Origin of the sequence: Nostoc sp., assembly GCF_036919815.1 — a bacterium.
Taxonomy (GTDB): Bacteria; Cyanobacteriota; Cyanobacteriia; order Cyanobacteriales; family Nostocaceae; genus Nostoc.
Genome location: NZ_JBALCE010000011.1, coordinates 50,996 through 76,204, shown reverse-complemented (window position 1 = coordinate 76,204; position 25,209 = coordinate 50,996). Strand labels below are relative to the sequence as shown.

Here is a 25,209-nt window from a genome sequence, read left to right as displayed (position 1 = left end):
GTTTTTTTGTCAATATGTAAATCTTAATTTTCTGAGCAGATTATTGTGATCTGCCCAAAACCCCAACGCTTTCAACGTTTAAGAATTTTGCGGTTTAAACAACTTGTGTAGTGCTAATGGGAACAATAAAGAATAAATGCTTTTAGATCAATGTTTAACCGCGCAACAACTCTCACCCCATCAGAACTGAAGTTAGCGATCGCCCAACTCATGGTAAGATACAGCGTTAGTAGGGTCTCCAGGTTAGCGGTGACGAGAAAACAGGGTAAATTATTGGGCATCATCACCCAAACTAGATTGCTGCAAGCCCTGAACCCGTTGAAGCTAAAAGAGGCCGAAGCGATCGCCATCCTCCAGGTATTTGCAGTTGGGGCAGCCGCAGAATTACAGTGTCAAGTAGCAAATAATCCAGTACATCGCTTGAATCAGGACTTGGAAGTGAAGCTAAAACAGCACACTCAAGAACTACAAGCGCGAGAGGCACAACTGCGGGATCTCTTCGACAACGTGAGCGATTTGATCCAAAGCGTTTCGCCCGACGGTCGGATTTTATTTGTAAATCGGGCATGGAAAGAAACCTTGGGATACAACGATACTGATCTGGAGCAGTTGTCCATTTTCCAGGTTATCCATCCCAATGACCTTGTATATTTCCAGACAGCGATCCAAAGCCTATTTACTGGCGCACTCAGTTTAGATATCGAAATCAGATTCCTGACCAAAGATGGCAAAGAAATCAGCGTCGAGGGGAATATCAATTGTCAGTTTGAAGATGAACAGGCGATCGCCACGCGGGGCATCTTTCGGGACATTACCCAGTGCAAACAAGCCCAAGCCCAACTCGATAAACTATCGCAGCGCCTTGCCTTGTCCTTCAAATCTGGGGCGATCGGCTGTTGGGACTGGGACATTTTACAAAACACCATCCTTTGGGATGAGCGGATGTACGAACTGTATGGTGTCACGAAACAATCTGATTCCCCTGTGTTCTACGACATTTGGGCAAACAGGCTACATCCCGATGACCGCACCTTTGCCGAAACATTGATCCAGCAAGCCGTTTTAGGACAGGCAGAATACGATACCGAGTTTCGGGTCATGCATCCCGATGGAAGTATTCACTTTATTAAAGCCTATGGGGTGGTGGTGCGAAATGCTCAGGGCAATCCCCAGAGCATGGTTGGGGTCAACTTTAATATTAGCGAACGCAAACAAGCCCAGAAAACCATTCGCCAACAGGTCGAACGAGAACAACTGCTGCGAGAAATCACCCAGAAGATTCGTCAATCCCTAGACCTCCAGACCATTTTCGACATCGCTTGCCAGGAAATCCGCTCAGTGATTCAGGCCGATCGGGTGTGCATTTTCAAATTTGATCCTGAATCCAACTTTGATGACGGCGAATTTGTGGCTGAATCAGCTGTAGAAGGGTTTTCCTCAGTGGTGGCGATTCGGGTACACGACCACTGCTTTGGCGAAAACTATTCATCGCTGTATGCCTTGGGTAGGTCTTATGTTGTCGATGATATTTATAACGGTGGGATGACAACCTGCCACACTGACATGTTGGCTCAGTTTCAGGTGCGTGCCAATCTGATTATGCCGTTCCTCTGCGGTAATAAATTATGGGGCTTGCTGTGCATCCATCAGTGTGCGACAACCCGCCATTGGCAGCAGTCTGAAATTGACTTTACCCTACAACTTGCCAACCAGTTGGCGATCGCCATTCAACAAGCGAATCTCTACGAGCAAATCCAGTCGGAACTGTTGGTGCGGCAGCAAGCCGAAGCCAGAATTGCCCTGGAACTGCGACGACAACAAGCTTTGGGGGCGATTATCCAAAAAATTCGCCAGTCGCTAGATATCAACGAGATCCTGGCAACGGTGACTCAGCAGGTCAAAGACGTGATGCAGAGCGATCGCGTCATCGTGTTCCAAATCTTTGCTGACGGCAGAAGTCAAATTGTCGAAGAAGCCTTATCAGGTGAGTTCCCCGCCCTCAAAGACCGCCACTGGGATGACGAAATCTGGTCTCCAGAAATTCTCGATTGCTACTGGCAGGGGAAGCCCCGCATTGTCCCCGATGTGATGAAGGATATTTGGACGAATTGCCTGGTGGAATACTCAATCCTTGGTCAAATCCAGTCCAAAATTATCGCACCGATTTTACAAGACGTGCGAGGCAGCGAAACCCATCGCTGGGTTGCCCCCTGGAAAACTAACAAGCTCTGGGGGGTTTTGGTTGTCCATGCCTGCCGAGAAAAACGAGTGTGGAAAGACTCCGAAGCGCAACTCCTGGGACAAATTGCCAACCAGTTGGCGATCGCCATTCAGCAAGCGAGTCTTTTTGAGCAATTACAGCAAGAACTCGCAAAAGGACAGCAGGCAGAGGCAAAGCTAACCGAGAGCAATCAACAACTGGCAATTTCTAACCAAGAAATCGCCCGCGCCACCCGCCTCAAGGACGAATTTCTGGCGAACATGAGCCACGAACTTCGCACCCCCCTCAATGCCATTTTGGGCATGACCGAAGGGCTACAAGAGGAAGTTTTTGGCATCGTCAACGAGCAACAACTCAAAGCCTTGCAAATCATTGAGGGCAGCGGCTCTCATTTGCTGGAGTTGATCAACGACATCCTTGATGTGGCAACAATTGAAGCTGGACAGATTAAACTGGACTGCACCTCAGTTTCAGTCGCTGATCTGTGTCAATCCAGTCTGGCGTTTATCAAACAGCAGGCATTCCAAAAACGGATTAAGGTTGAAATCAAACTTCAGCTGAATCTACCTGACCTGCTCGTGGATGAACTACGCATTCGGCAAGTGTTAATTAACCTGCTTAACAATGCGGTGAAATTCACCTCAGAGGGGGGACGCATTACCCTAGAAGTTGTTCAACTTTCCCCCGACATCACCACTACCGATTCCTCCTTGCAACACTTCCTGAAAATTGCCGTGAACGATACAGGCATCGGCATCTCGCCAGAGAATATCAAACAACTATTTCAGCCCTTCATCCAAATCGATAGCGCCCTGAACCGTCAATATCCGGGTACAGGCTTGGGACTGGCATTGGTGAAGCGAATTGTCGAACTCCACGGCGGTAAGGTGGGGCTAACCAGTGAACTGAATGTGGGCAGTTGCTTTACGATTGAGCTACCCTGTACTCCCGGTTCTCCCTTCTCGCCGGAATTGACGGCAGGTAATCAACCCGCCGCTATTCTCAAACTGGATTTCCCTCCTGCCAAGGAAAGCGCAAACTATGTCCCCTTGATCTTGCTAGTAGAAGATAACGAAGCCAATATCAGTACTGTTTCTAGCTACCTTGGTGCCAAGGGCTATCACATTCTGTTAGCAACAAATGGTCAACAAGCAATCGACTTGGCCAGAATTCACCAGCCTGACTTGATTTTGATGGATATCCAAATGTCGGGAATGGACGGTTTAGAGGCAATGAGACAGATTCGCCTCGATCCTAACTTGATTGAGATTCCGATCCTTGCCCTGACGGCGTTAGCGATGACGGGCGATCGCGATCGCTGTTTAGAAGCAGGAGCCAACGAGTACCTAACTAAACCCGTGAAACTCAAGCAACTGGCCACCACTATTCAACAGCTTTTAATTGCAACAAAGGCTAACAAACGAATATGCCCTCTATTTTAGTAATTGACGATCAACCGGATAACTTTGATGTGATTGAAACCCTCTTAAGTAAGCAAAATTATCAGCTGCACTATGCTGTCAGTGGTCAAGAGGCGATCGCATCCCTCAACCTATTTCAGCCAGATGTGATTTTGCTAGACCTGATGATGCCGGGAATGGATGGGATAGAAGTGTGCCAGCAAATTAAAGCCATGCCGCAATGGCAGCCAGTTCCCATCATCATGGTGACGGCTCTCAGCGCCAAAGAAGACCTGGCTCACTGCCTGAAATCAGGTGCAGACGACTTCATTAGTAAACCCGTCAATGCTGTCGAATTGCGGGCACGCATTCATTCAATGCTCAGAATTAAGCAACAGTACGATAACATCCAAACTTTATCGAATATCCAACTAAGTACCATCAAAGTCTTGGAAAGCACACTGAATCAACTACGCGGCAACTTGGTTTCTAGTTTACCCCATGAACTGAATACACCACTAAATGGCATTGTCGGAACCATCAGCCTACTCATCGAAGATATTGACGACATGGATAGTGCCGAAATCCGTGAACTTTTAGGCATGGCAGATCAATCCGCCCGTCGCCTAGAAAAATTAACCAAACAATTTTTGATCTATTTAGAACTAGAGTTATCAACACATCAGCAGTCAAACATCAAACCTCAGTCAACTCACTTTTCAATGGCAGCGATTGAAGCGGCTTTGCAATCTCATGCTGAAAGTGTTAATCGCAGCAAAGATTTCATATTTGCAATTGAGGAGGCTGATGTGTCAATATCGGATCGATATCTAGCGATTATCCTCCATGAATTAGTTGGTAATGCGCTCAAATTCTCCCAGAGTGGGACAGCAATTAAGATCAGTAGTCAGGTGGTGGCAGGAATGCTAAATATCTCCGTCCATGATTTCGGATGGGGCATGACAGAAGAACAGATATCTAAAATCGGTGCTTTCATGCAGTTTGAACGCAAAACCTACGAACAGCAGGGCACAGGCATGGGCTTAAAGCTTGTGCAAAAAATCGTCGAACGTTGTGGTGGGCAGTTCTCAATTTCAAGTGTCTATCAGCAAGAAACAACGGTACATATTGGAATGGCACGCTTGTAAATTTTAGTTATCTACTAGGTTGTCTATCTTTAGACAGATGCTCGATATTTTTAAGTTTTAGATTATACAGAATATACCCTTGTGTTACAAAAACATTTATTGTTTTAAACGGACTCCGACAATAGTCTGGTAGATTTTTAAACAAAAAATGTTTCGCGCAATCCCCACCTAAAAATACTATAAAAACATCTACATTTTAGGTAGCGTCTGTCTTCGACACGCTGCGCGAACGTAGAGAGCGTCATTACGAATTACGAATTACGAATTACGAATTATTTAAGCGATCGCACATGGTTTGTTTGCAGTACATCATATTTATAGCCGCGATCGCACTTGGGGATAGTAAGAAAGCCCTGATTCCTTTCAGTATATATATGATTCTTGGTGGGGCGATTTTATATAATAGCCAGTGGGCTGGTGATTCTGTGTGGATGCAGTTCTTTGCTGGTAGAGTACTTGGTTTGACAATGGCGCATTTTCTGGTAGATGCCCATGCCTGGCGTTTGTCAATGCCCGTGCAGAGAGAATTTGTGTTGAAGAGACTAACTTAATTCTCTTTCTGTTTTTTTAATTTTTTATGCGATCGCGTTCCAGTTTTACAGATGAATCGGCTGTAGGAGCGTATATTTGTACGCCCTTACCAACGTATCTGGAGGAATTTGCTGAAATAGTATGACTTTTCACCAAATGTGGAATCAGTATTAAAGCGTAAACAACATAAATTAACTTGCTAAAATTCCGCAATTGCCACCAAGACAATTGTAAAAACACAGTGTAGCCTTTAACTATAAAAACAGTATCAGGCAGTTCCTAGACAAAATGTTAAGTATTGTCACGAAAATTTTATAATATTTTGTTGTTCTTATGACTCCAAAACACACCAAGATTAAATTTCCCCTTTGGCAGTATCTCAACCAGCCCTTATTTGGTGACGAGACTAAATTAGTATTGAATCCCCATCGCTTTGCATTGATCTGGCGTCTTCGACTCCTAGAACGCTGCTGGACTAAAGAATGTGATGCCAAAGGGCCTCAACAGCATTAGATATCTCAAAAGCTGCTGCACTCAACTAAAACCTCGCAAACTAAGCCTCGTCTACAGAACGGGGCTTTTTGCCGTCAAGTAAAGCACTAACAGTCATGTCTCCCATGACATTAATTGCGGTACGGCAGCGATCCAGAAACCAGTCTACAGTAACTAGCAAAGCGATGTACTGGGTAGGTAAGCCTACAGAAGTGAACACCAGTGTCATCGTTACCAGTCCAGCATTGGGAATATTTGCCGCACCGACGGATGCAAAAATCGAGGTAAGGATGACAATTAACTGCTGTCCCAAACTCAGATGTTGCCCAATCAGTTGGGAAATATACAACGCAGACATTGCTTCATAAAGGGCAGTGCCATCATTATTGAAATTTGCCCCGACTAATGCCCCCAAGGCAGCAGAAGATTCCCTTAAACCGACTTTTGTTTGCAAAACCTCAAAGGTTACGGGCATTGCCGCCGCAGAGGAAGAAGTTGAGAAAGCTGTCAAAAAGGCATCAGAACCGCCAGCGAGGAATTTTAGCGGGTGTACCCAAGAACCAAATTTTACTCTAATTAGGTAGTAGCACGCCTGCAATAGCAGCGCTAACAGTACCGCCAGAATAAACCCACCCAAAGATTTAAACGGTGTAAATCCTTGCATAGCAACGGTTTTAGCTACAATTCCAAAGACGGCGAAAGGTACTAAGGCAATTACCCAGTTAAGGACACCGACTACCGCTTCAAATAAAATCCCGATCACATCCTCTATTGACTGGTATCCGTTCTTATCTTGGGCAATTTGTTCAGATTTTAATCCCCGCAGGATAATCCCAAAACTCAGGGCAATCACAATTAGTTGGATGACATTATTATCAACTAATGGCTTGAGGACAGATTCCGGTACAGCATCTTTGAGTATTCCCCAAGGGTCAAGATTCTGAGGAGTTATTTGTGTATTTGTTGAGGTGGCTACATTGCCCCAAGTCCCCGGATGCAGTACATTCGCTACGAAAAGTCCCACCAAAATAGCTACGGTAGTGTTAGTTAAAAGTAGCACTGCTAGCCGCCGTCCGGCTGTACCAGGGATATTGGTAGTCATCAAAGTATGCAGTACGGCTACCAGAATCAGAGGTGTAGCCAAGGCGCGGAGAGCCTTTAACACCAATTCAGCCGGAATTGCTAAATTGTTGATTAAGACGGCATTGCTGGGGTTGGGATTCCCTGCACCAAGGGCAATTCCGACGCTGACTGCGGCTACTAAGGCGATGACAATTTGTAACGTCAGAGGGATACGCTGCCACCAAGGGCTAGCTTTGGTTTGAGGCGAAGTATTGCTCTCTGTTTGACTCATTGGCTAGATACTGGTTAAGTGCTGTAACTATTAAAACTTAACTTTCGGAAGTGAAAATTTCCCAAACAAGTTAATCTAAGATCCCGTTGCTTTGCAAAATCCGGCTCGAAAGGGTATGCCACTGGGTAAACCCCTAAAGATAACCTGATTAGCATTAAAACTGTATACTATCAGTAGCTTTAATGCTTGCGGTAGTTGTGTTTCTTCTCTATGAGATGCTACGCGAACATTTTGAATTTTGAATTGCTTATGTCTTTTGTACCTTTACATATTCACAGTGACTATAGTCTACTTGATGGGGCTAGTCAGCTACCAGAGTTGGTGGATCAAGCGATCGCACTGGGGATGAAAGCGATCGCCCTTACTGATCATGGTGTCATGTATGGCGCGGTTGAATTGATCAAAATCTGCCGTAGTCAAAATATTAAGCCGATAATCGGCAATGAAATGTATATTATTAACGGCGATATCGAGAAACAAGAACGCCGCCCCAAATATCATCAAGTTGTTTTAGCTAAAAATACCAAAGGTTACAAAAATTTAGTCAAATTAACCACAATTTCTCACCTCAAAGGTGTTCAAGGCAAAGGAATTTTTTCTCGTCCTTGTATTAATAAAGATTTACTAAAAGAATATCATGAAGGCTTGATTGTCACCAGCGCTTGCTTAGGTGGAGAAATTCCCCAAGCGATTCTCAGTAATAGACCAGATGCAGCCCGAAAAGTTGCTCAGTGGTATAAAGATGTATTTGGTGATGATTATTATTTAGAAATTCAAGATCACGGTTCCCAAGAAGACCGAATTGTGAATGTTGAAACAATCAAAATCGCGCGAGAACTAGGGATTAAATTTGTTGCAACTAATGATTCGCATTTTATTTCTTGTTTTGACGTTGAAGCCCACGATGCTTTGCTCTGTATTCAAACTGGCAAATTAATTATTGAAGATAAGCGGATGCGTTATAGCGGTACAGAGTATCTCAAATCTGGTGAGGAGATGCAGCAGCTATTTCGAGACCATTTGCCGGAGGATGTGATTATCGAAGCGATCGCCACCACTGAAAAAGTCGCCGATAAAGTCGAGCCTTACAATATTATGGGTGAGCCTCAGATTCCTACACCCCCCATTCCCTCTGGTCATACTGCTGATACTTACGCCGAAGATGTTGCATGGAATGGACTTTTAGAACGATTAAATCGTAAATCTCGCCAAGAAGTCGATTCCGTCTATAAAGAAAGATTGGAATACGAACTGAAAATGATTCAGCAGATGGGTTTTTCCAAATACTTTTTAGTTGTCTGGGATTACATCAAATTTGCTAGAGATAATAATATTCCTGTGGGTCCCGGTCGGGGTTCGGCGGCTGGTTCATTAGTTGCCTATGCGATGCGAATTACTAATATTGACCCTGTACATCATGGGTTACTATTTGAGCGTTTCTTGAACCCAGAACGCAAATCTATGCCTGATATTGATACAGATTTCTGTATTGAACAACGGGATAAAGTTATTGAATATGTAACTGATAAATATGGTGCAGATAGAGTTGCTCAAATTATTACTTTTAACCGCCTAACTTCTAAAGCAGTTTTGAAAGATGTCGCCAGAGTATTGAATATTCCCTACGGGGAAGCTGACAAAATGGCGAAATTAATTCCTGTGGTGCGGGGGAAACCAACAAAACTCAAGGTGATGATTTCTAAGGAAACCCCAGAACCACAGTTTAAAGAGAAATATGATAAAGAACCCCATGTGCGCCATTGGCTTGATATGGCGATGCGAATTGAAGGAACTAACAAAACTTTTGGTGTTCATGCAGCAGGTGTGGTAATTTCTGCCGATCCCCTTGATGAAATTGTCCCACTACAGAAGAATAATGACGGTTCTGTAATTACCCAGTATTTCATGGAAGACCTGGAATCAATGGGTTTGTTGAAAATGGATTTTCTGGGTTTGCGGAACCTGACGCTGATTCAAAAAACTGTTGATTTAATTCAAGAAACTAAAGGATATCGTATTGACCCCGATGAAATTCCTCGCCAGGAGAGAAAAGCCCAGAAGATATTAGCTAAAGGTGAACATAGTACTCTCCCAAAAGATGTCCAAAAAACTTATGACCTATTAGAAGCAGGTGAGTTAGAAGGGATATTTCAATTAGAGTCTTCTGGAATGCGTCAGATAGTGCGAGATTTGAAGCCTTCTAATATAGAAGATATTTCTTCAATTTTGGCACTTTATCGACCTGGGCCATTAGATGCGGGATTAATTCCGAAGTTTATTAACCGCAAACATGGGCGAGAAAAGATTGATTATCAACACACCATTCTGGAACCAATATTAGACGAAACCTATGGAATTATGGTCTATCAAGAGCAAATCATGAAAATTGCTCAGGATATGGCTGGATATACATTAGGACAAGCTGACTTGCTGCGTCGGGCGATGGGTAAAAAGAAGGTTTCTGAGATGCAAAAGCAGCGAGAAAAATTCGTGGATGGCGCAGCGAAAAATGGCGTTCAGAAAAAAGTTGCGGATGAATTATTTGAGCAAATGTTAAAGTTTGCTGAATATTGTTTAAGCTATGACACGGAAATATTGACGGTAGAATATGGATTAATACCGATTGGGGAAGTTGTAGAAAAACGCATTGAATGTACTGTGTACAGCGTTGATCATAATGGAAATATTTACACGCAACCTGTGGCACAGTGGCACGATCGCGGACAACAAGAAATGTTTGAATATTGTTTGGAAGATGGTTCATTGATTCGGGCAACAAAAGACCATAAATTTCTGACTGTTGATGGTCAAATGTTGCCAATTGATGAAATATTTGAACGAGGATTAGATTTAATGCGGGTTGAGGGTTTGCCGAATTGAAGTTTCTACGTCTTGAAGTTGTAGGATTCTTAGCTCAAGGAGTTTACTAATAGCAATTTTGTATAAGATGCGCCAAACTATTAAATATAAGTAAGAGGAACGAACCGCAAAGGACGCAAAGGACACGAAGAAAGAAACTATTACTCTTAATTACGAATTACGTTAGCGACGTGAAAAGCGAGTCCGCGAGCGTCATTACGAATTAGTAATTATGTTGATGGGTGTTCATAGCGGCGATCTTTATAGAAGAAAGGGTGATACTATGCTTGCTATAAAAAGTGTTGAGGATACAGTAGGATGAAAACTCGCAGCTTTGCAGTCTTCATTTATAAAGAGGACGATATATATATAGCTGAGTGTCCAGAAGTTGGTACGGTTGATCAGGGAGAGACAATCGAACAGGCAATTGCTAGCTTGAGAGAGGCAACGCAGCTTTACTTAGAGGAATTTCCTCTACCCATATTATGGCTATAGGCTAGAAGCATGAGGTTACACTTGGTGACATGATCAAAAAATGTCATATTTTTATGTTGTCTTATGAAGATATTGGTGCTGAATGCCGGATCGAGTACCCAAAAAAGTTGTCTGTATGAGATTACAGATAATGCTCTACCCACCCAAGCAGCCCAACCCCTTTGGGAAGGCAAAATCAACTGGACTCAAGATCGGAGTGTGGCAGAAATTGAGGTAAAAACCGCTACGGGTGCAACGCTGCAAAAATCAATATCTGGTGATTCCCCAGAGGCACACCTTACATATATGCTGCATACACTTACTTATGATGCTACCAAAGTAATTGATCAGTTATCAGAAATCGATGTGGTGGGGCATCGAATAGTACATGGTGGACAGGATTATCGAGATAGTGTGGTAATTACTGAGGATGTCAAAAAGGCGATCGCACGTCTGTCAAACCTTGCTCCAGAACATAATCCAGTTGCTTTAGAAGGCATAGAAGCAATTGAAAAAATCTTAAAAGATGTCACCCAAATAGCAGTCTTTGATACCGGATTTCATGCCACTCTACCCGATGCAGCAGCAATCTATCCCGGCCCCTATGAGTGGGTAGAAGAAGGTATCCGCCGCTATGGGTTTCATGGTATCAGTCACCAATACTGTTCTCAACGTGCTGCCCAAATTCTCGATCGAGATGTTCCGTCTGAGCGGTTAATTACCTGTCATCTGGGTAATGGTTGCTCTTTAGCAGCGATTAAAAATGGTCGCAGTATTGATACCACGATGGGATTCACGCCCGTAGAAGGATTGATGATGGGCAGTCGTTCTGGTTCAGTTGATCCGGGGATTCTGATTTATCTGTTGCGATACTGCAATTACTCCGTCGAAAGGTTAGATTATGTATTAAATAAAGCTTCTGGATTAAAGGGAATTTCAGGTGTATCTAGCGATATGCGTCAAGTGAAAGCTGCGATGTCTACGACGGGCGACGCCGGAGATCAAGGTAATTCCCGCGCTCAACTGGCCTGGGATATCTATGTACATCGCCTACGTTCTGCGATCGGTGCAATGCTTACTAGTTTGGGCGGATTAGATGCTTTGGTGTTCACAGCAGGCGTGGGTGAACACTCTCCAGAAATTCGCCAAGCTGCCTGTGAAGCCTTTGGATTTATCGGACTGAAAATAGACCTTGAGAAAAATCAGCAGCAGCCTGTGGATCAGGATATTGCGACACCCGATTCAGCAGTACGGGTATTGGTTATTCATACTCAAGAAGATTGGGCGATCGCCGGGCAATGTTGGCAACTTTTGAAACACTAAAAATAGCTACATCAGCTATGATTCAAAGTTTTTTACCTATTTGGTCATGGATGCTCTACTGTTACCATATAACTAAGTAATTTTACGAGAGGTATATTATATACAGGAAGTTGGTTATACCTGGGAAAACAAAAAAAAATATGTTGTTATCGCGTCAAGTTATTGCTACACCTTTTGTAGTTTGTGTATGTATTTTAGGAGTTGGCTTGATTCAATTCCCCCAATTGCAAAAACTAATAAATAGCAAAGAATCTGCCTCTTTAGAAACTCTAGAAAAAGAAATAAAATCTGAAAAAGTCCGTCTTAATTTTCTCCAAAAAATGCCGAGTTTTGGTTATGATAACTTCATCGCAGATTTGGTATATCTGAATTTTTCACAATATTTCGGAGATGATGAAGTTCGGGATAAAACAGGTTATAGTTTAAGTCCAGAATATTTTGAAGTCATTCTAGAACGCGATCCGCGATTTTTAGCAGCGTATCGGAGTCTTTCTGTCAGTACTTCATTGTATGCTGGTATGCCAGAACGCGCGATCGCATTGTCAGAGAAAGGCTTAAAATCATTATCTCCCTCGGTTCCCGAAAAGTCTTATTACGTGTGGCGTTATAAAGGAATTGATGAGTTATTATTTTTAGGGGATGCTCAAGCTGCTCAACAGTCTTTTGCAACGGCGGCAAACTGGGCTAGTAAATTCCCAGATACAGAGAGTCAGATGATCGCTAATAGTTCCCAAAAAACTGCGGAATTTTTGAGTCGAAATCCTAATAGTAAATATGCTCAAATTTCAACCTGGGCAATGGTTTTAAATTATCAAGTTGATGAGAGAAATCAGAAACGAGCAATTAGGGCAATCGAAGCTTTGGGAGGAAAAGTAATTACAACTCCTGAAGGAACTCACAAAATTGTATTTCCCCCAAAGGATTAGAATAATTCGTAATGACGCTCTCTACGTTCGCGCAGCGTGTCGCAGACAGACGCTAAAAGCGAACGAATACTCGCTAACGCTACGCTAACGTAATTCGTAATTTTTAGGAGCAATATTAGTGTCAATACAATTAGGAGAATCTGACTTTAAAATATTAAAGTGTTTTCCTGTTATGTCACAGTTGCGCCCTCACCTTGAGCAGGCTAAGTTTGTAGAACTAGTTCGATATCAAATGAAAGAAGGATATCAACTTGTATTCTTGGAAGTAGACGAGCAAGCTGTGGCAGTCGCTGGATTTCGCATTTCTACGTGTTTAGCATCAGGAAAGTTTTTATATATTGATGACTTAGTTGTTGATGAGTTAAAGCGGTCACATAGTTATGGACAACAGTTATTTCAATGGCTAATTGAATATGCAAGAAATCATGACTGTGAACACCTGAGTCTTGATTCTGGTGTTCAGCGATTTGCAGCTCACAGGTTTTATCTAATGCAGCGCATGAACATTACAAGCCATCACTTTTCAATAGAGTTGTAGCAAACAAAATGAGTGTGAAAAATCACATTTTTTGGTATCATGGCAAATTAATTCACTCCCAAACTTTAGAATTAGATATTAATGATCCGGGTTTACTTTACGGGGCGACTGTTTTTACAACGTTGCGGGTTTATGAGAACTCGCTAGATAGTAGTTTAACCAATTGGCTTTCACACTGCGATCGCCTACTTTTCTCAATCCAATCTTTTGGTTGGCAACAACCAGACTGGAATCGTCTGCGTCAAGGTGCCCAAATTCTCCTGGCACACTTCCCCGTTCTCAGAATTACCCTTTTTCCCGATGGACGTGAGTGGATAACTGGGAGATTATTACCACAAAATTTGACAGAAAAACAAAATCATGGTATTTTGTGCGCCGTTGCTAGTCCGGAATTTTATCGCTCTCTCCCCTCTCATAAAACTGGAAACTATTTAAGTGCTTGGTTGGCAAGAACTAGCTTAGATGCCCAAGAAGCAATATTAGTCGATGCCCAAGGAAATTGGCTAGAAACCAGCACAGGCAACCTTTGGGGATGGTGTAATGGTAGTTGGTGGACACCGCCAAAGAAGGCAGGAATTTTGCCGGGAATTTTGCGATCGCAACTTGTAAACTGGTTACAAAACCACCAGCAGCCAGTGCGGGAAGACACTTGGAGCGTCGAGTTAGTCCAGAGATTTGAAGCGATCGCCTACACTAATAGTGTGGTAGAAATTATTCCGATTCATACCGTTCATCACCCCACAGGGTCGCTACAATATAATCCCTACCATCCTAGTTTTCAACAAATCAGGGAGCTTTTTGTAGCATGATAGCTACGCCACTTTGTTACACTTAAGATAAGTTAACATAATTCTTAATAATGACCTCTCCAAACAGAGACGCTAGGCGATTGCGCGAAAAATACAGGAGGATAGACCTTAGTGAATAAAAAGTGGAGAAATGCAGGGCTGTACGCGCTGTTGTTTATTGTCGTCATCGCGCTGGGAACAGCATTTTTTGACAAACAACCCCAAAGCAGAGAGATATGGCGATACAGTCGCTTTATTCAAGAAGTCCAACAAGGCAGAGTAGAAAAAGTCAGTTTGAGTGCAGATCGCTCTACAGCACTGGTTACACCCAAATATGACCCAAATAAACGGATTGTGACCTTAGTCAACGATCCAGACCTGATCAATACCCTGACTTCAAAAGGCGTTGATATTTCTGTTTTGCCCCAAACCGATGAAGGATTTTGGTTTAAGGCACTGAGCAGCTTATTTTTTCCTGTATTGCTTTTGGTTGGCTTATTCTTCTTGCTACGTCGCGCTCAAAGTGGGCCAGGTAGCCAAGCGATGAACTTTGGCAAATCCAAAGCCAGAGTCCAAATGGAACCACAAACTCAGGTGACATTTGGCGATGTTGCGGGGATTGACCAAGCCAAGTTGGAATTAAACGAAGTCGTAGACTTTCTGAAAAACGCCGATCGCTTTACCGCCGTTGGTGCAAAAATTCCTAAAGGTGTGCTGTTAGTTGGCCCTCCTGGTACAGGTAAAACCCTCCTAGCTCGTGCTGTAGCTGGTGAAGCAGGTGTACCCTTCTTCTCGATCTCCGGTTCGGAATTTGTAGAAATGTTCGTCGGTGTGGGTGCATCCCGCGTCCGCGATTTGTTTGAACAAGCTAAGACCAATGCTCCTTGTATCGTCTTCATCGATGAAATTGACGCCGTAGGTCGTCAACGAGGTGCAGGTTTAGGTGGTGGTAACGATGAGCGGGAACAAACCCTCAACCAGTTGCTCACAGAAATGGACGGCTTTGAAGGCAACACAGGCATCATCATTATTGCCGCTACCAACCGTCCTGATGTCCTAGATGCAGCACTATTGCGTCCTGGTCGTTTTGACCGTCAAGTTGTGGTAGACCGTCCCGACTATGCCGGACGCAGCGAAATTCTCAAGGTACACGCCCGTGGCAAGACCTTGGCCAAAGATGTGGACTTGGATAAAATCGCCCGTCGTACCCCTGGATTTACTGGCGCAGATTTATCCAACCTGTTGAATGAAGCCGCAATTCTGGCAGCACGTCGGAATTTGACTGAAATTTCGATGGATGAAATCAACGACGCGATCGATCGCGTATTAGCTGGCCCAGAAAAGAAAGACCGGGTAATGAGCGAAAAGCGCAAAACCTTGGTGGCATATCACGAAGCTGGTCACGCCTTAGTCGGTGCTTTGATGCCAGACTATGATCCTGTGCAGAAGATTAGCATCATTCCTCGCGGTCGCGCAGGTGGTTTAACTTGGTTTACCCCCAGCGAAGACCGGATGGACACTGGTTTATACAGCCGCGCTTATCTGGAAAATCAGATGGCTGTAGCTTTGGGTGGTCGCATCTCTGAAGAATTAATCTTTGGTGAAGAAGAAGTTACCACTGGTGCTTCTAACGACTTACAACAGGTAGCACGGGTTGCCCGTCAGATGATCACCAGATTTGGGATGAGCGATCGCTTAGGCCCAGTCGCCCTTGGTCGTCAACAAGGTAATATGTTCCTCGGACGGGATATCATGTCAGAGCGTGATTTCTCTGAAGAAACTGCCGCCGCCATTGATGAAGAAGTCCGCAAACTTGTGGATGTAGCCTACACACGCGCTAAAGAAGTGTTGGTGCGTAACCGCCACATTTTAGATGAGATAGCGCAAATGCTGGTTGATAAAGAAACGGTAGACGCCGAAGAGTTGCAAGAAATTCTGTCGAATAACGATGTGACAACCGCCGCCTTTGCCTAATTTAATCAGTAGTTAGGAGTTAGGAGTTAGGAGTTAAAAACAATTCCTAACTTCTAACTTTTAAAAATTGGGGTAATTCTGGGATTTTCCAGAGTTACCCATTTTTTTAAGTTCCTTGTCAAAAGCCCGGTCTTCATGACCGGGCTTTTAATCCGAAATGGGGTTATATTCCCCAAAAGTTCGTTATAGAGTTTCAGTATAAATCGGTAGTCTGATAGATACTACCACCTGAGCATAATCAATTCCGGAAAATTAGAAAAATTTTTCTAGATACACCAAAATCAATCAAAGGAACTATAGATCCTGATTCTCTCCCGTGAAAACTAGAAATCAGGGTAATTCGGAGATTTTAGGAATTACCCTGATTGTGATCAAGGCAAAAGAATCTATGCATTCTGTGGCGCACCCCTTATAGCGATCAAAAGTGTTCTCAAGAAGATCACTTTCCGAATCTTGACATGATTAGCGTCAAGAGTGACTCGATACTCAACCAGTCGCCGATCTTAAACTCTAGATGTCGGTTTCAAAAATAGCCACGCCACAAAGAACGTAGCCGCTGTGAATAGTTGCGTCAAATCCAAAGCAGATAGATAGCCATCTGCAAATGAAGCAATACTGCGATCGGTAATGCCAAATACCCAGGATGACAGTCCAAACAGCCAAATCCCATTCTTGAGATTTCCAACGAATTCCTTAGAGTCTGATGGTTCTTGGTCTTTCATGATCTTCTGTTCCGTTGATGAGAAATTGGGTGATTGATGCGAAATACCTGCCATTGGGAATTTTTTATCAATCCTGACGCTGAATTTACACTTCCTATTAATAATATTAATAAATATTTCAGCTACTTGACTTCATTAACCAAAGGTACATCTCCTAATCTTGACATTCCTCCTTTGCTTCTGTCACCTCTGATAGACGGCAATGGGTTGAGTTCTCAGCGTTACAGCGTCGGGTTTGAATGCTGAGATTACATTATCTTTAAATAACTATATAAATATTTATTTGTTCAGCTAAAAAATACTCCATAGGATAGATACATTTCTGAAAATGACTTATATTTAAATTACGTGGATACGTCGCAGTGGCGCACATCTGTGCGCCACTGCGCTATGAGCTAGATTTCTGGGTCAACCAAGCGGCTAGTGGGACGGCTCTGATACAAATCTTGAACTACTTGCCTAGCAGAAACTACAGCGACAAGGGCAATGACTGCAACAGGTAACAAACCTTTCCCTAAGATGGCGATCGCTAGCAGCACAACTGCACCCCCAAGTCGATACTGGGAACGAATTTTGCAATAACGGATCATCCCAAATCTGTGGAGAATGCTGACAGCTAAAAAGCATAATGCTACTGAACCACAGATGAGCGATCGCTCGGAATCTGGTAGTGCTAAAGTTGGCTGACTCAATAAAATTTGTTCTACACCAACTCCAGCAGCAGCAATCCCAATCACTAGCGGTAAATGGGTGTAAAGCCAGAGATTGACAACACCAAGTTTTCCATGTGTTCGCGCCATCGCAATAGGTGTGCCACCCAGATTATCAAAATAGACCCACCACCAGGGCATGATAGTAAATTTTAGGTTTAAGTTAATAAAAAAGCCTAATCTGCGTTGGCTTGGGTGGCTCTATATGCTTGTTGCGGACTATTGGAGGGCTTTTCTTGTTTTAGTTTTCCCAATCGCAGAAGTGGAGTTAAATATTGAGTTTGTAAATAATCTTGATTGCGATCTAAAATTGTGGCGATCGCAGAAGAAGATAAGCTTTTCCAGCTACAAAGCTCTATAATGGCAGTTTTTACCTGATCATGATTTGAACGTCTACCCAGTTTTTGAATCTTAGTTCTTAACTGCTCAGGCATCTGTACGAGATAATTTTGACGCTCATCAGTCTGGGAATGGTCTTTCTGTTCTTCTAACGGTAGATTTATGACTAGCTGCTTATGCTCTTGATGTTGATTGTTATCTAGGGAGTCACTCCCTAGATTAGATGACTCTGGCTTGGTTAACTCCCTAGATAAGCCGTTATCTAGGAAGTGACTTCCTAGATTAGATTTCTCTGGCTCGGTTAACTCCCTAGATAAGTCATTGTCCACTAATCCTGAAGCGAGAGTGTAGCAAGTGGCTGATCCTTTGCCTTGTTGTTCGAGTAGTCCAGCATCCCGTAAGCGTCTCAGGTGTTGACTGGCGGTGAGAGTATCAACATCATTGGTGACACGGTAAATCAAATTATTAATACTTCCAGCTTTTCTCAGCACGACCAATGCTTTAGCTTCATCATTGCTTAATCCATAGTCTTTAAATTGTTTCAGCCACTCAATATCTTCATAATATTAATCCGGCGATCGTGGGACAGTATTCTCCTTTTTGTGTTGGGTGTCGGGCGATCGCATTTAGAGCATAGAGCAATTGCTGATCGTCAAAATTAAGTTCACTGGCGTTGGAGTTTAGAGCTTGTCTTTCTCTGCGGTAAGTGGCGATCGCTTCTGGGTCTAAATCATCAAGGGTGGCATCTGGGAAAATTGTAGTGTCGTAGGTTTGGGCGTTACGTTCTTGATAAAAAAGTTCAATATCTCTGTCAGTGCATTTTTGATCAGTTGAAGCAATGCGTCTAAATGCACCTTGGGGAAGTCCTCTTTTAGTAATATATACAGGTTTTTCTGAGGGTTGGACTTCTGGGATCAAAACAACAATAACGATTTTTCCATCTTTAGTAGCAGTTTCTATTTGGGGACGAATAGTGATATTAAAGACTTCTCGGCATTGGGTGGCTAAATCTCGTTGTATTTTGTCGGTATCTGCTATTCCTTCAATTTCATAATTATTGGTATCACTTTCTTCTGATGATTTGATACCGAGTAGAAGATAACCCCCTCCTAGACTGGGTTCATTAGAAAATGCGCTAATAGTTTCCCAGCAACTTTTACCAACCTCTGAGCATTTTTTTGCTTCTATTTCTACGCCTTCATCTTCGGTGGTGAGGAGTTCCCAGAGTTCATCAAAGGTAAGCATATTTATTCGTTTCCTCCCTGTAGTTCGAGATTCTGGGCAGAAAGATTAATGACTAGAATATACACAGTTTTCGCAACTGCTGATGCCTGAACCCTGTCGCTGTTCAGATTTTAAAGAACAATGTCCTCACCTCGCTCGGTGAAACGAACCTCTTTAATATTCCATTGGGTATTACTCATTAGGGTTTTGCGGAGACTGCCAAACAGAGCAAACTGTTCACAACTAGAAAGAGAAGCTATTTGCCGCTTTGACTCAGGAGATATTCGCAAATCAACTGTAGCAATGCCATTTTTGATATTGACACGATACCCAGACAAGCTAAAGTCGCTTGTATCTCGTTTTTCTAAAATTTTACTCACTACCTTTGTCACCGGTTGCTCGGCTGGTACTGAAACCTTTTCTGGAATTAGTTTTTGACATTGGGTATCACTCGTGTATAGTGTAACGCTGGTAGTTTTGCTAGTGACAGCTTTCGGAGTTGATGAGGAAGGCGTATTTTTCTTAGAAGATTCTTGATTAGGAGATTTTTCTCTCAACTGAGCTACGCTAGAAATTTGACTGGGAGGCTGAGACGATGCGCTATTCGTCGGTGTTGTGGTAGAGGATGGCGTTCCACTGTCAATATTACGAGCGGTGGGGTTAGAACTACAACTGCTGAGATTGACAATCATTGTCACAAAAATCAGGGGTAAAAAATATCTCTGGGTTGTATTCATAATTTTGTTCACAAGTGATGTTGCTGCTATCAACTTCCGTGTCCCTGGTATCAATTCCGTATAAATTTCTAAATATTGAGCCAGTCTATAAAGTGTCAACCCGAAATCTGTTAAAGTTAAGGGCTATACTATGTACCAAAATTACAACATCTGCGCGGTATGTGTACCAGTTTCAGCTACAAGGGATCAACAATATGATTGGTGTTAGCGTCAAAAACCATAAAGTGCGTAGGTTCGGTTGAAGGAACGCGAATAGCGTCCCGTAGGGAAGTGAAATCCAACAAATCACTGCAAATGTTGGGTTTTGTTCCTCAACCCAACCTACGATTCTGTTTAACCCAAGCGTATTGGTGTATACAAGCCAGACTCACTGACAACGATAATGCCCAGTTGCGCCACGACGCTCATCAGCTTTGGCGATCGCAATTAGGGATGCTTTGAATTTTGGTATTTTCCTTTGACGCGATGCCTGCGGTGGTCACTGAGCCAAGTCGTTCGCGCAGCGTCTCGTAGAGAAGTGTGGGTTACACCTACGCTAGTAATCAAGTTTAGTTAATAACATAGTCAGATTAGTATCTATTGGTGAAGGTATACACGTATTTATTTACAGTAGCTACTTGATCAGACTCAGATTTTATTAAAATTTCATATACTTTTTGCTTTAGTTACTTAAATATGCGAATTAAGAGTTGATTCTCTCTAAATCAGCTTTTTCAAAAACTTCAGTAAAATTCCTCTTTTAATAACAAGTTCAATATAACTAAAGTATTAATAGTTGTGCTGGCTTAGTTGATCAAAAAACGTCAATTTTTCCAGGTGTATCTATTTCTCAACTTTCTAGAAGATCGGTTCATGAGTCTTAAAATAACCGCTCTCTTTCTTAAAAATAGAGCGGTTAGCTTCCCCTTGCTTTCTAAGAAAGGTAATTGAGGGAGGTTCGGTTGTTAGCCAATTAATGTACTAAGCACTAGTAGTCTATTCATTTGTAAATTGCTATGTTCAGTTTTTATTCGCAACAGCGTCATAATTTGTATTGGAAAATTGCGATTTTATTCCCAACTGAGACCAAGCACAACTTCTTTAAGCTTGGAATATTTATCAACCCATTTTACCAATCCCGATGCAACAATATATTTCTCATTTGCTCATCCTGGTATTAGGAACAAGTTCGACTTTCATTGTTACTCCATCTCAAGCTGAAACTCCGGTAAAAACCAACAGTCAAAATACTGAAAATATTAGTTCCATATCTTCAAATTCACCTACTACTATCCAATTGAGTGATTTTGCCAATTCTACTAATAGCAAACCAGCTATCGTCTCTGAAGCAGTTAATAACTCTTCTGGTGCTAATGCCAATATAACTGCAACTAAACCTCAGCCACGGATTCCTATATCCAGCAGAATTTTTCCCACACCTTCGATGCAGCAATAACTAGCAGGTCTATATATTGGACATCTCCGAAAAAGAATGTAGAGACGTAGCACTGCTACGTCTCTACAAGTGTTCTGGGTAACGCATATTTAATTTATGGAGATGTCTAAGGGACTCAACTGAGAACCACTATATATAGCAGTCGCCACAATTGTTAGGACATTTCTCTGTTAAGAGTTCCCTTGACATCAAAATATGATGTCCTAACCAATATGTCCGTTGCTATATATGAGACATACCCTGGTTTGCTTTATGCTTGCAGTTGACAGAGCAGTAAACCAAACCATTGATTTCGATCTGTCCACATATGAAGAGGTAATAAACCCTGTACGGTGAGTTGCTGCTTGATAGTATTAAGGTCAAACTTGCGAGAAATTTCGGTGAGGATAGTCTCATTTAGTGCAAAATTAACCTTGAGATTAAGAGCGCGTAATTCTACAATTTGCGATCGCACGCTGCGTAAATGCATTTCTATTTGATGCTCACTTTCATTGTAAAACGCCCAGTGTTCAAACTGCGTGGTATCAAAATTACCCTCAAACCGTTGATTTAAATGCTCTAACATATTGAGGTTAAATGCTGCCGTCACTCCTTGGCTGTCGTTATAAGCTGGTTCCAAAATCTGTTTCGGCTTTCGTAAATCTATCCCTAACAAGAAATACTCACCTACTTGTAAGGCTTCTGTAATTTGAGAGAAGAACACATCACACTCATCAGCTCTCAGATTACCTAGAGAGCTACCAATAAAACAAATCATCCGACTGGGTAATTGTGTCGGTAGGAGTTGTGCAAGAGCTAATTCATAGGTTCCCGCTAGTGCATAAACTTGCAGTAAGGGATAATCTTCTAATAACTGCTTGGCGCTACTTTCCAACATACCTCCAGATACATCAATTGGTAGGTAGTGCAAGGGATAGCCTAGATTTTGGTAGGCATCTAGTAAAATGCGGGTTTTACTAGAACTGCCACTACCAAGTTCTACCAATTCACAAGCGCCAGTTATCTTGGCAATTTCGCCAGCAAACTGCTGTAAAATGGTTGTTTCTGTGCGTGTGAGGTAATATTCTGGTAAATCACAGATTTGCTCAAATAGATCAGAACCACGGTCATCATAAAAGTAACAGGGGGGTAGAGATTTAGGTGTTTGAGTTAATCCTTTAACCACATCACTCCCAGCACTAGGTGCAACTATTTGACTTGCTCCAACCAAACGCTCTATTTGCAAGCGTTCTCCGATATTATCTGGGTAAGTAATCTTGCTGGTAACAGCTTTAGATATCGACATGAAACCTCCGTTTGCTTGGCGTAATAGGCTACCTTTGATGGCAGACCTTTACCCCAATCAGTGAAACACATAGTCATAGCTAATAAAATCATGCCTGAGCAATATTGATCAAGCTTTAGTGCTATTTGTAGGCATTTCCCCATTCAAATGACAGCAAGTAAGCGCTTAAGTACTATTACTAGCCTCTTTCACACTAGATTTTATCAATTTGGATCTCACAGTCTGCTCCCACACTAATGATGCTATTTTCTGGGCAAGCAATCCAATTACCTATAAATAAAGGTTCGGACGCAATAATTACAGATTTTGGGAAAGTCGGATCGTCTCGTATCCAGTAAAGAGATGGAGGCGGTGAAGTGGTAGCAAAACGAGAGGCTATCAGGCGATGTCCGTCACTAAAAATTACGTTGAGTGAGGCTTCTACTTGATAGCGTTTTCCCATCTCTAAAAGCGTTAATAATGTGGTGCGTAAAGCATACTCTAGAGGTCGATGTTTGTTAATTTGACTTTGTGAAAGTAACAATGCAAAAATGTGTTCAGAGTCAGTATTGCCATTAATTTTTTCGTAAAAATCTTGGGTTAAAGTGCTGCGGATTTTTCTGTGTAATGTTTTATGGAAATTTTCGATTTCTCCATTGTGAATAAATAGCTGTTGTTGATGGTTAAAGGGCTGACAATTAGCAAAATCTAAAGATTGTCCTGCTATAGCACTACGGACATAAGCAAGTATACACTTGGATTCAACGTAACGGCTAAGACTGGGTAGGTTTATATCATTCCAAATAGGTAGGATATTTTTGTAGGTAAAAGGTTCGATATCTTTTTGACTATGATACCAACCCACACCAAAGCCATCTGCATTTACTACCCCAGAGGTCATTTCACGGGGTTGATAACTCTGGACTATCAGTGAGTGTTCTGGTTTATACAGAAGATGTTCTAAAGAAACAGGCGAACCCAAGTAAGCAAGTAAACGACACATTATGAATATTCCATCTTCTATTAACACAATTATTGGGCAACAGCCTTACCCACTTTTATTCACCATCATCAGTGGTTCTCACTTATATGGTTTTCCGTCACCTGATTCTGATTATGACTTGCGTGGTGTGCATATTTTACCAATTCAAGAAGTGGTGGGATTAGAGACTAGGAATGAAACTATTGAAGTTTCAGAAGTTCGTGAATCTTTAGAAATTGATTTAGTCACTCATGATGCCAAAAAATTCTTTTTGATGCTACTTAAAAAAAACGGTTATGTATTAAAACAACTGTATTCACCTTTAATATTAACAACTTCACCCGAACATCAAGAATTTAAATTTATTACCAAAAATTGCATTACCCGTCACTATAGCTACCATTATATTGGTTTTGCTAGAACACAATGGAAACTTTTTGAGAAAGAACATACGCATCGAGTAAAGCCATTACTTTATGTTTATCGAGTCCTGTTAACTGGGATTTATCTAATGCAAACAGGGATAGTTGAAGCTAATTTAATTAAGCTGAATAAAGTTTTTGATTTACCATATATTCATGATTTAATCGCGCAAAAGCTAGCAGGTACAGAAAGGTCTATTTTGTCAAATATTAATGTAGCTTTTCATCAAAGAGAATATGAACGTCTGCGTAATAAGTTGCAGGAGGCGTATGAATCTAGCTCATTACCTGAAGTACCTTCCGCGAATGCGGCTTTGCATAATTTGTTGGTACGCCTGAGAACGAGGAGCTATGAATTTTGAAAAAATAGAATGAGGCAATTTTAAATTCTGCGTTCCCTATAGATAGCGTTACTAGTTTGTTTGTGTTTTAATAGGTAAAATGATTGCAAACTTTGTCCCTTGTTCCAATTCTGATATTAGTTCTATTTTACCTTTGTGTTTATCAATTATCTGATAGCAAACACTTAAACCTAAACCAGTACCTTTACCCACTGGTTTAGTTGTGAAAAAAGGGTCAAACAGTTTATTTTTAATCTCTGGTGGAATTCCAGAACCGTTATCTCTGATTCCTACTTTAATATAAATATCATCTATCTTTAATGTATCTATAATAATTTGTTTCCTTTTACCTGAATCAGCTTTTTGCTCTAGTATAGCATCGATCGCATTACTTATAATATTCATAAATACCTAGTTGAGTTGTGCTGGATAACACTCAACTAAGGGTAAATCTCCATACTTTTTAATGACTTCAATATCTGGCTGAAGTCTGTGATTTAGAATTAACAGCGTATTATCAATTCCTTGATGAATATCTACCTCTTTCATATCAGCTTCATCTAATCGGGAAAAGTTCCGCAAAGACAACACAATTTCCCGGATACGTTGAGCGCCGACTTTCATAGAAGAAAGTATAAGTGGTAAATCTTTATTAATAAAAATTAAATCAATTTCTTCAATTTTTTCTTCAATGCTCCAGATAGAATCTGGGTATTGTTCTTGATATAAACTCACAAGGCTAAATAAATCTTGAGTATAGTCAGTAACCCATTGAATGTTACCGTAAATAAAGTTAACAGGATTATTAATTTCATGAGCTATACCTGCTACCATCTGTCCAAGAGAAGACATTTTTTCGGTTTGAATTAATTGTCCTTGGGCTATCGCTGCTTATGACATTAGCTCTGAGTTGGAAATTTGACTCTTGCGTGATTTTTCTGGCAACGTTAGTGACTATTTGTAGGGGACGGGCAATTAATCTACTGGTATATACTGCTAGTATAG

23 protein-coding genes and 1 pseudogene are annotated in these 25,209 nt (G+C 41.9%); 14 read left to right on the top strand and 10 right to left on the bottom strand.

Annotated elements, in window-relative coordinates:
* The first annotated feature begins 150 nt into the window (after positions 1 to 150).
* The 4 genes from V7K15_RS03625 to V7K15_RS03610 all read left to right on the top strand — a co-directional run bounded on the left by V7K15_RS03625 (position 151) and on the right by V7K15_RS03610 (position 5,813).
* A complete protein-coding gene (locus V7K15_RS03625) occupies positions 151 to 3,663 on the top strand; it encodes a GAF domain-containing protein (protein WP_334903094.1) in 3,513 nt (1,170 codons plus the stop codon).
* Positions 3,648 to 4,769 carry a hybrid sensor histidine kinase/response regulator gene (locus V7K15_RS03620; protein WP_334903092.1) on the top strand — a complete coding sequence of 374 codons (1,122 nt, stop codon included), beginning with the start codon at positions 3,648 to 3,650 and terminating at the stop codon, positions 4,767 to 4,769. Before V7K15_RS03625 ends, V7K15_RS03620 begins: the two co-directional genes overlap by 16 nt.
* A gap of 299 nt (positions 4,770 to 5,068) precedes the next feature.
* The gene (locus V7K15_RS03615; RefSeq protein WP_334903090.1) at positions 5,069 to 5,320 is read left to right on the top strand and encodes a hypothetical protein; all 252 of its coding nucleotides are present in this window, start codon (positions 5,069 to 5,071) and stop codon (positions 5,318 to 5,320) included.
* A gap of 313 nt (positions 5,321 to 5,633) precedes the next feature.
* Positions 5,634 to 5,813 carry a hypothetical protein gene (locus V7K15_RS03610; RefSeq protein ID WP_334903088.1) on the top strand — a complete coding sequence of 60 codons (180 nt, stop codon included), beginning with the start codon at positions 5,634 to 5,636 and terminating at the stop codon, positions 5,811 to 5,813.
* 40 nt (positions 5,814 to 5,853) lie between these two features.
* Here the strand turns inward: V7K15_RS03610 and V7K15_RS03605 are convergent, their stop codons facing one another.
* Positions 5,854 to 7,146: a dicarboxylate/amino acid:cation symporter gene (locus V7K15_RS03605; protein WP_334903087.1), complete on the bottom strand. Its 1,293-nt coding sequence runs from the start codon at positions 7,144 to 7,146 to the stop codon at positions 5,854 to 5,856.
* 249 nt (positions 7,147 to 7,395) lie between these two features.
* Here V7K15_RS03605 and V7K15_RS03600 point away from each other — a divergent pair, with 249 nt between their 5' ends.
* From V7K15_RS03600 to ftsH3, 7 genes are all read left to right on the top strand, one after another.
* Positions 7,396 to 10,026, top strand: a complete 2,631-nt coding sequence (locus V7K15_RS03600; protein ID WP_334903085.1) for a DNA polymerase III subunit alpha — start codon at positions 7,396 to 7,398, stop codon at positions 10,024 to 10,026.
* A 297-nt stretch (positions 10,027 to 10,323) separates the two neighbouring features.
* Positions 10,324 to 10,500 carry a type II toxin-antitoxin system HicB family antitoxin gene (locus V7K15_RS03595; protein WP_334903083.1) on the top strand — a complete coding sequence of 59 codons (177 nt, stop codon included), beginning with the start codon at positions 10,324 to 10,326 and terminating at the stop codon, positions 10,498 to 10,500.
* A 63-nt stretch (positions 10,501 to 10,563) separates the two neighbouring features.
* Complete coding sequence (locus tag V7K15_RS03590; protein WP_334903081.1) at positions 10,564 to 11,802, top strand: acetate kinase; 1,239 nt, start codon at positions 10,564 to 10,566, stop codon at positions 11,800 to 11,802.
* A gap of 140 nt (positions 11,803 to 11,942) precedes the next feature.
* Positions 11,943 to 12,728 carry a hypothetical protein gene (locus V7K15_RS03585; protein ID WP_334903079.1) on the top strand — a complete coding sequence of 262 codons (786 nt, stop codon included), beginning with the start codon at positions 11,943 to 11,945 and terminating at the stop codon, positions 12,726 to 12,728.
* 172 nt (positions 12,729 to 12,900) lie between these two features.
* Positions 12,901 to 13,266, top strand: a complete 366-nt coding sequence (locus V7K15_RS03580) for a GNAT family N-acetyltransferase (protein ID WP_334903077.1) — start codon at positions 12,901 to 12,903, stop codon at positions 13,264 to 13,266.
* 8 nt (positions 13,267 to 13,274) lie between these two features.
* Positions 13,275 to 14,075 carry an aminotransferase class IV gene (locus V7K15_RS03575; RefSeq protein ID WP_334903075.1) on the top strand — a complete coding sequence of 267 codons (801 nt, stop codon included), beginning with the start codon at positions 13,275 to 13,277 and terminating at the stop codon, positions 14,073 to 14,075.
* A 111-nt stretch (positions 14,076 to 14,186) separates the two neighbouring features.
* On the top strand, positions 14,187 to 16,028 hold the full coding sequence (ftsH3, locus tag V7K15_RS03570; protein ID WP_334903073.1) for an ATP-dependent zinc metalloprotease FtsH3: 1,842 nt from the start codon (positions 14,187 to 14,189) through the stop codon (positions 16,026 to 16,028).
* A gap of 503 nt (positions 16,029 to 16,531) precedes the next feature.
* On the opposite strand, the gene V7K15_RS03565 is transcribed toward ftsH3, so the two are convergent.
* The 5 genes and pseudogenes from V7K15_RS03565 to V7K15_RS03545 form a co-directional block, all read right to left on the bottom strand.
* Complete coding sequence (locus V7K15_RS03565; RefSeq protein WP_190729975.1) at positions 16,532 to 16,750, bottom strand: hypothetical protein; 219 nt, start codon at positions 16,748 to 16,750, stop codon at positions 16,532 to 16,534.
* A 395-nt stretch (positions 16,751 to 17,145) separates the two neighbouring features.
* Positions 17,146 to 17,592, bottom strand: a pseudogene (locus tag V7K15_RS03560) (low temperature requirement protein A); the annotation flags it as partial.
* A 44-nt stretch (positions 17,593 to 17,636) separates the two neighbouring features.
* Entirely contained in the window at positions 17,637 to 18,290 is a 654-nt protein-coding gene (locus V7K15_RS03555; RefSeq protein ID WP_334903071.1) for a winged helix-turn-helix domain-containing protein, read from the bottom strand.
* Positions 18,291 to 18,357: 67 nt separating this feature from the next.
* On the bottom strand, positions 18,358 to 19,044 hold the full coding sequence (locus V7K15_RS03550; protein WP_334903069.1) for an AlbA family DNA-binding domain-containing protein: 687 nt from the start codon (positions 19,042 to 19,044) through the stop codon (positions 18,358 to 18,360).
* A 110-nt stretch (positions 19,045 to 19,154) separates the two neighbouring features.
* Positions 19,155 to 19,760, bottom strand: a complete 606-nt coding sequence (locus tag V7K15_RS03545) for a sporulation/spore germination protein (RefSeq protein ID WP_334903067.1) — start codon at positions 19,758 to 19,760, stop codon at positions 19,155 to 19,157.
* A 270-nt stretch (positions 19,761 to 20,030) separates the two neighbouring features.
* Here V7K15_RS03545 and V7K15_RS03540 point away from each other — a divergent pair, with 270 nt between their 5' ends.
* Positions 20,031 to 20,201, top strand: coding sequence for a hypothetical protein (locus tag V7K15_RS03540; RefSeq protein WP_334903065.1), 171 nt, complete (start codon positions 20,031 to 20,033; stop codon positions 20,199 to 20,201).
* 679 nt (positions 20,202 to 20,880) lie between these two features.
* The gene (locus V7K15_RS03535) at positions 20,881 to 21,195 is read left to right on the top strand and encodes a hypothetical protein (RefSeq protein WP_334903064.1); all 315 of its coding nucleotides are present in this window, start codon (positions 20,881 to 20,883) and stop codon (positions 21,193 to 21,195) included.
* 250 nt (positions 21,196 to 21,445) lie between these two features.
* On the opposite strand, the gene egtD is transcribed toward V7K15_RS03535, so the two are convergent.
* The gene (gene egtD, locus V7K15_RS03530) at positions 21,446 to 22,480 is read right to left on the bottom strand and encodes an L-histidine N(alpha)-methyltransferase (protein ID WP_334903062.1); all 1,035 of its coding nucleotides are present in this window, start codon (positions 22,478 to 22,480) and stop codon (positions 21,446 to 21,448) included.
* Between the two features lie 193 nt (positions 22,481 to 22,673).
* Positions 22,674 to 23,462, bottom strand: coding sequence for an ergothioneine biosynthesis protein EgtC (gene egtC, locus V7K15_RS03525; RefSeq protein WP_334903060.1), 789 nt, complete (start codon positions 23,460 to 23,462; stop codon positions 22,674 to 22,676).
* 1 nt (position 23,463) lies between these two features.
* On the opposite strand from egtC, the gene V7K15_RS03520 reads away from it, so the two are divergent.
* Positions 23,464 to 24,225 (top strand): nucleotidyltransferase domain-containing protein, encoded by a 762-nt coding sequence (locus tag V7K15_RS03520; protein WP_334903059.1) that lies wholly within the window; start codon positions 23,464 to 23,466, stop codon positions 24,223 to 24,225.
* A 51-nt stretch (positions 24,226 to 24,276) separates the two neighbouring features.
* Here V7K15_RS03520 and V7K15_RS03515 read toward each other — a convergent pair whose 3' ends face one another.
* Complete coding sequence (locus V7K15_RS03515; protein WP_334903057.1) at positions 24,277 to 24,609, bottom strand: sensor histidine kinase; 333 nt, start codon at positions 24,607 to 24,609, stop codon at positions 24,277 to 24,279.
* A 6-nt stretch (positions 24,610 to 24,615) separates the two neighbouring features.
* Positions 24,616 to 25,056: a sensor histidine kinase gene (locus V7K15_RS03510; protein ID WP_334903055.1), complete on the bottom strand. Its 441-nt coding sequence runs from the start codon at positions 25,054 to 25,056 to the stop codon at positions 24,616 to 24,618.
* Positions 25,057 to 25,209 lie beyond the last annotated feature (153 nt).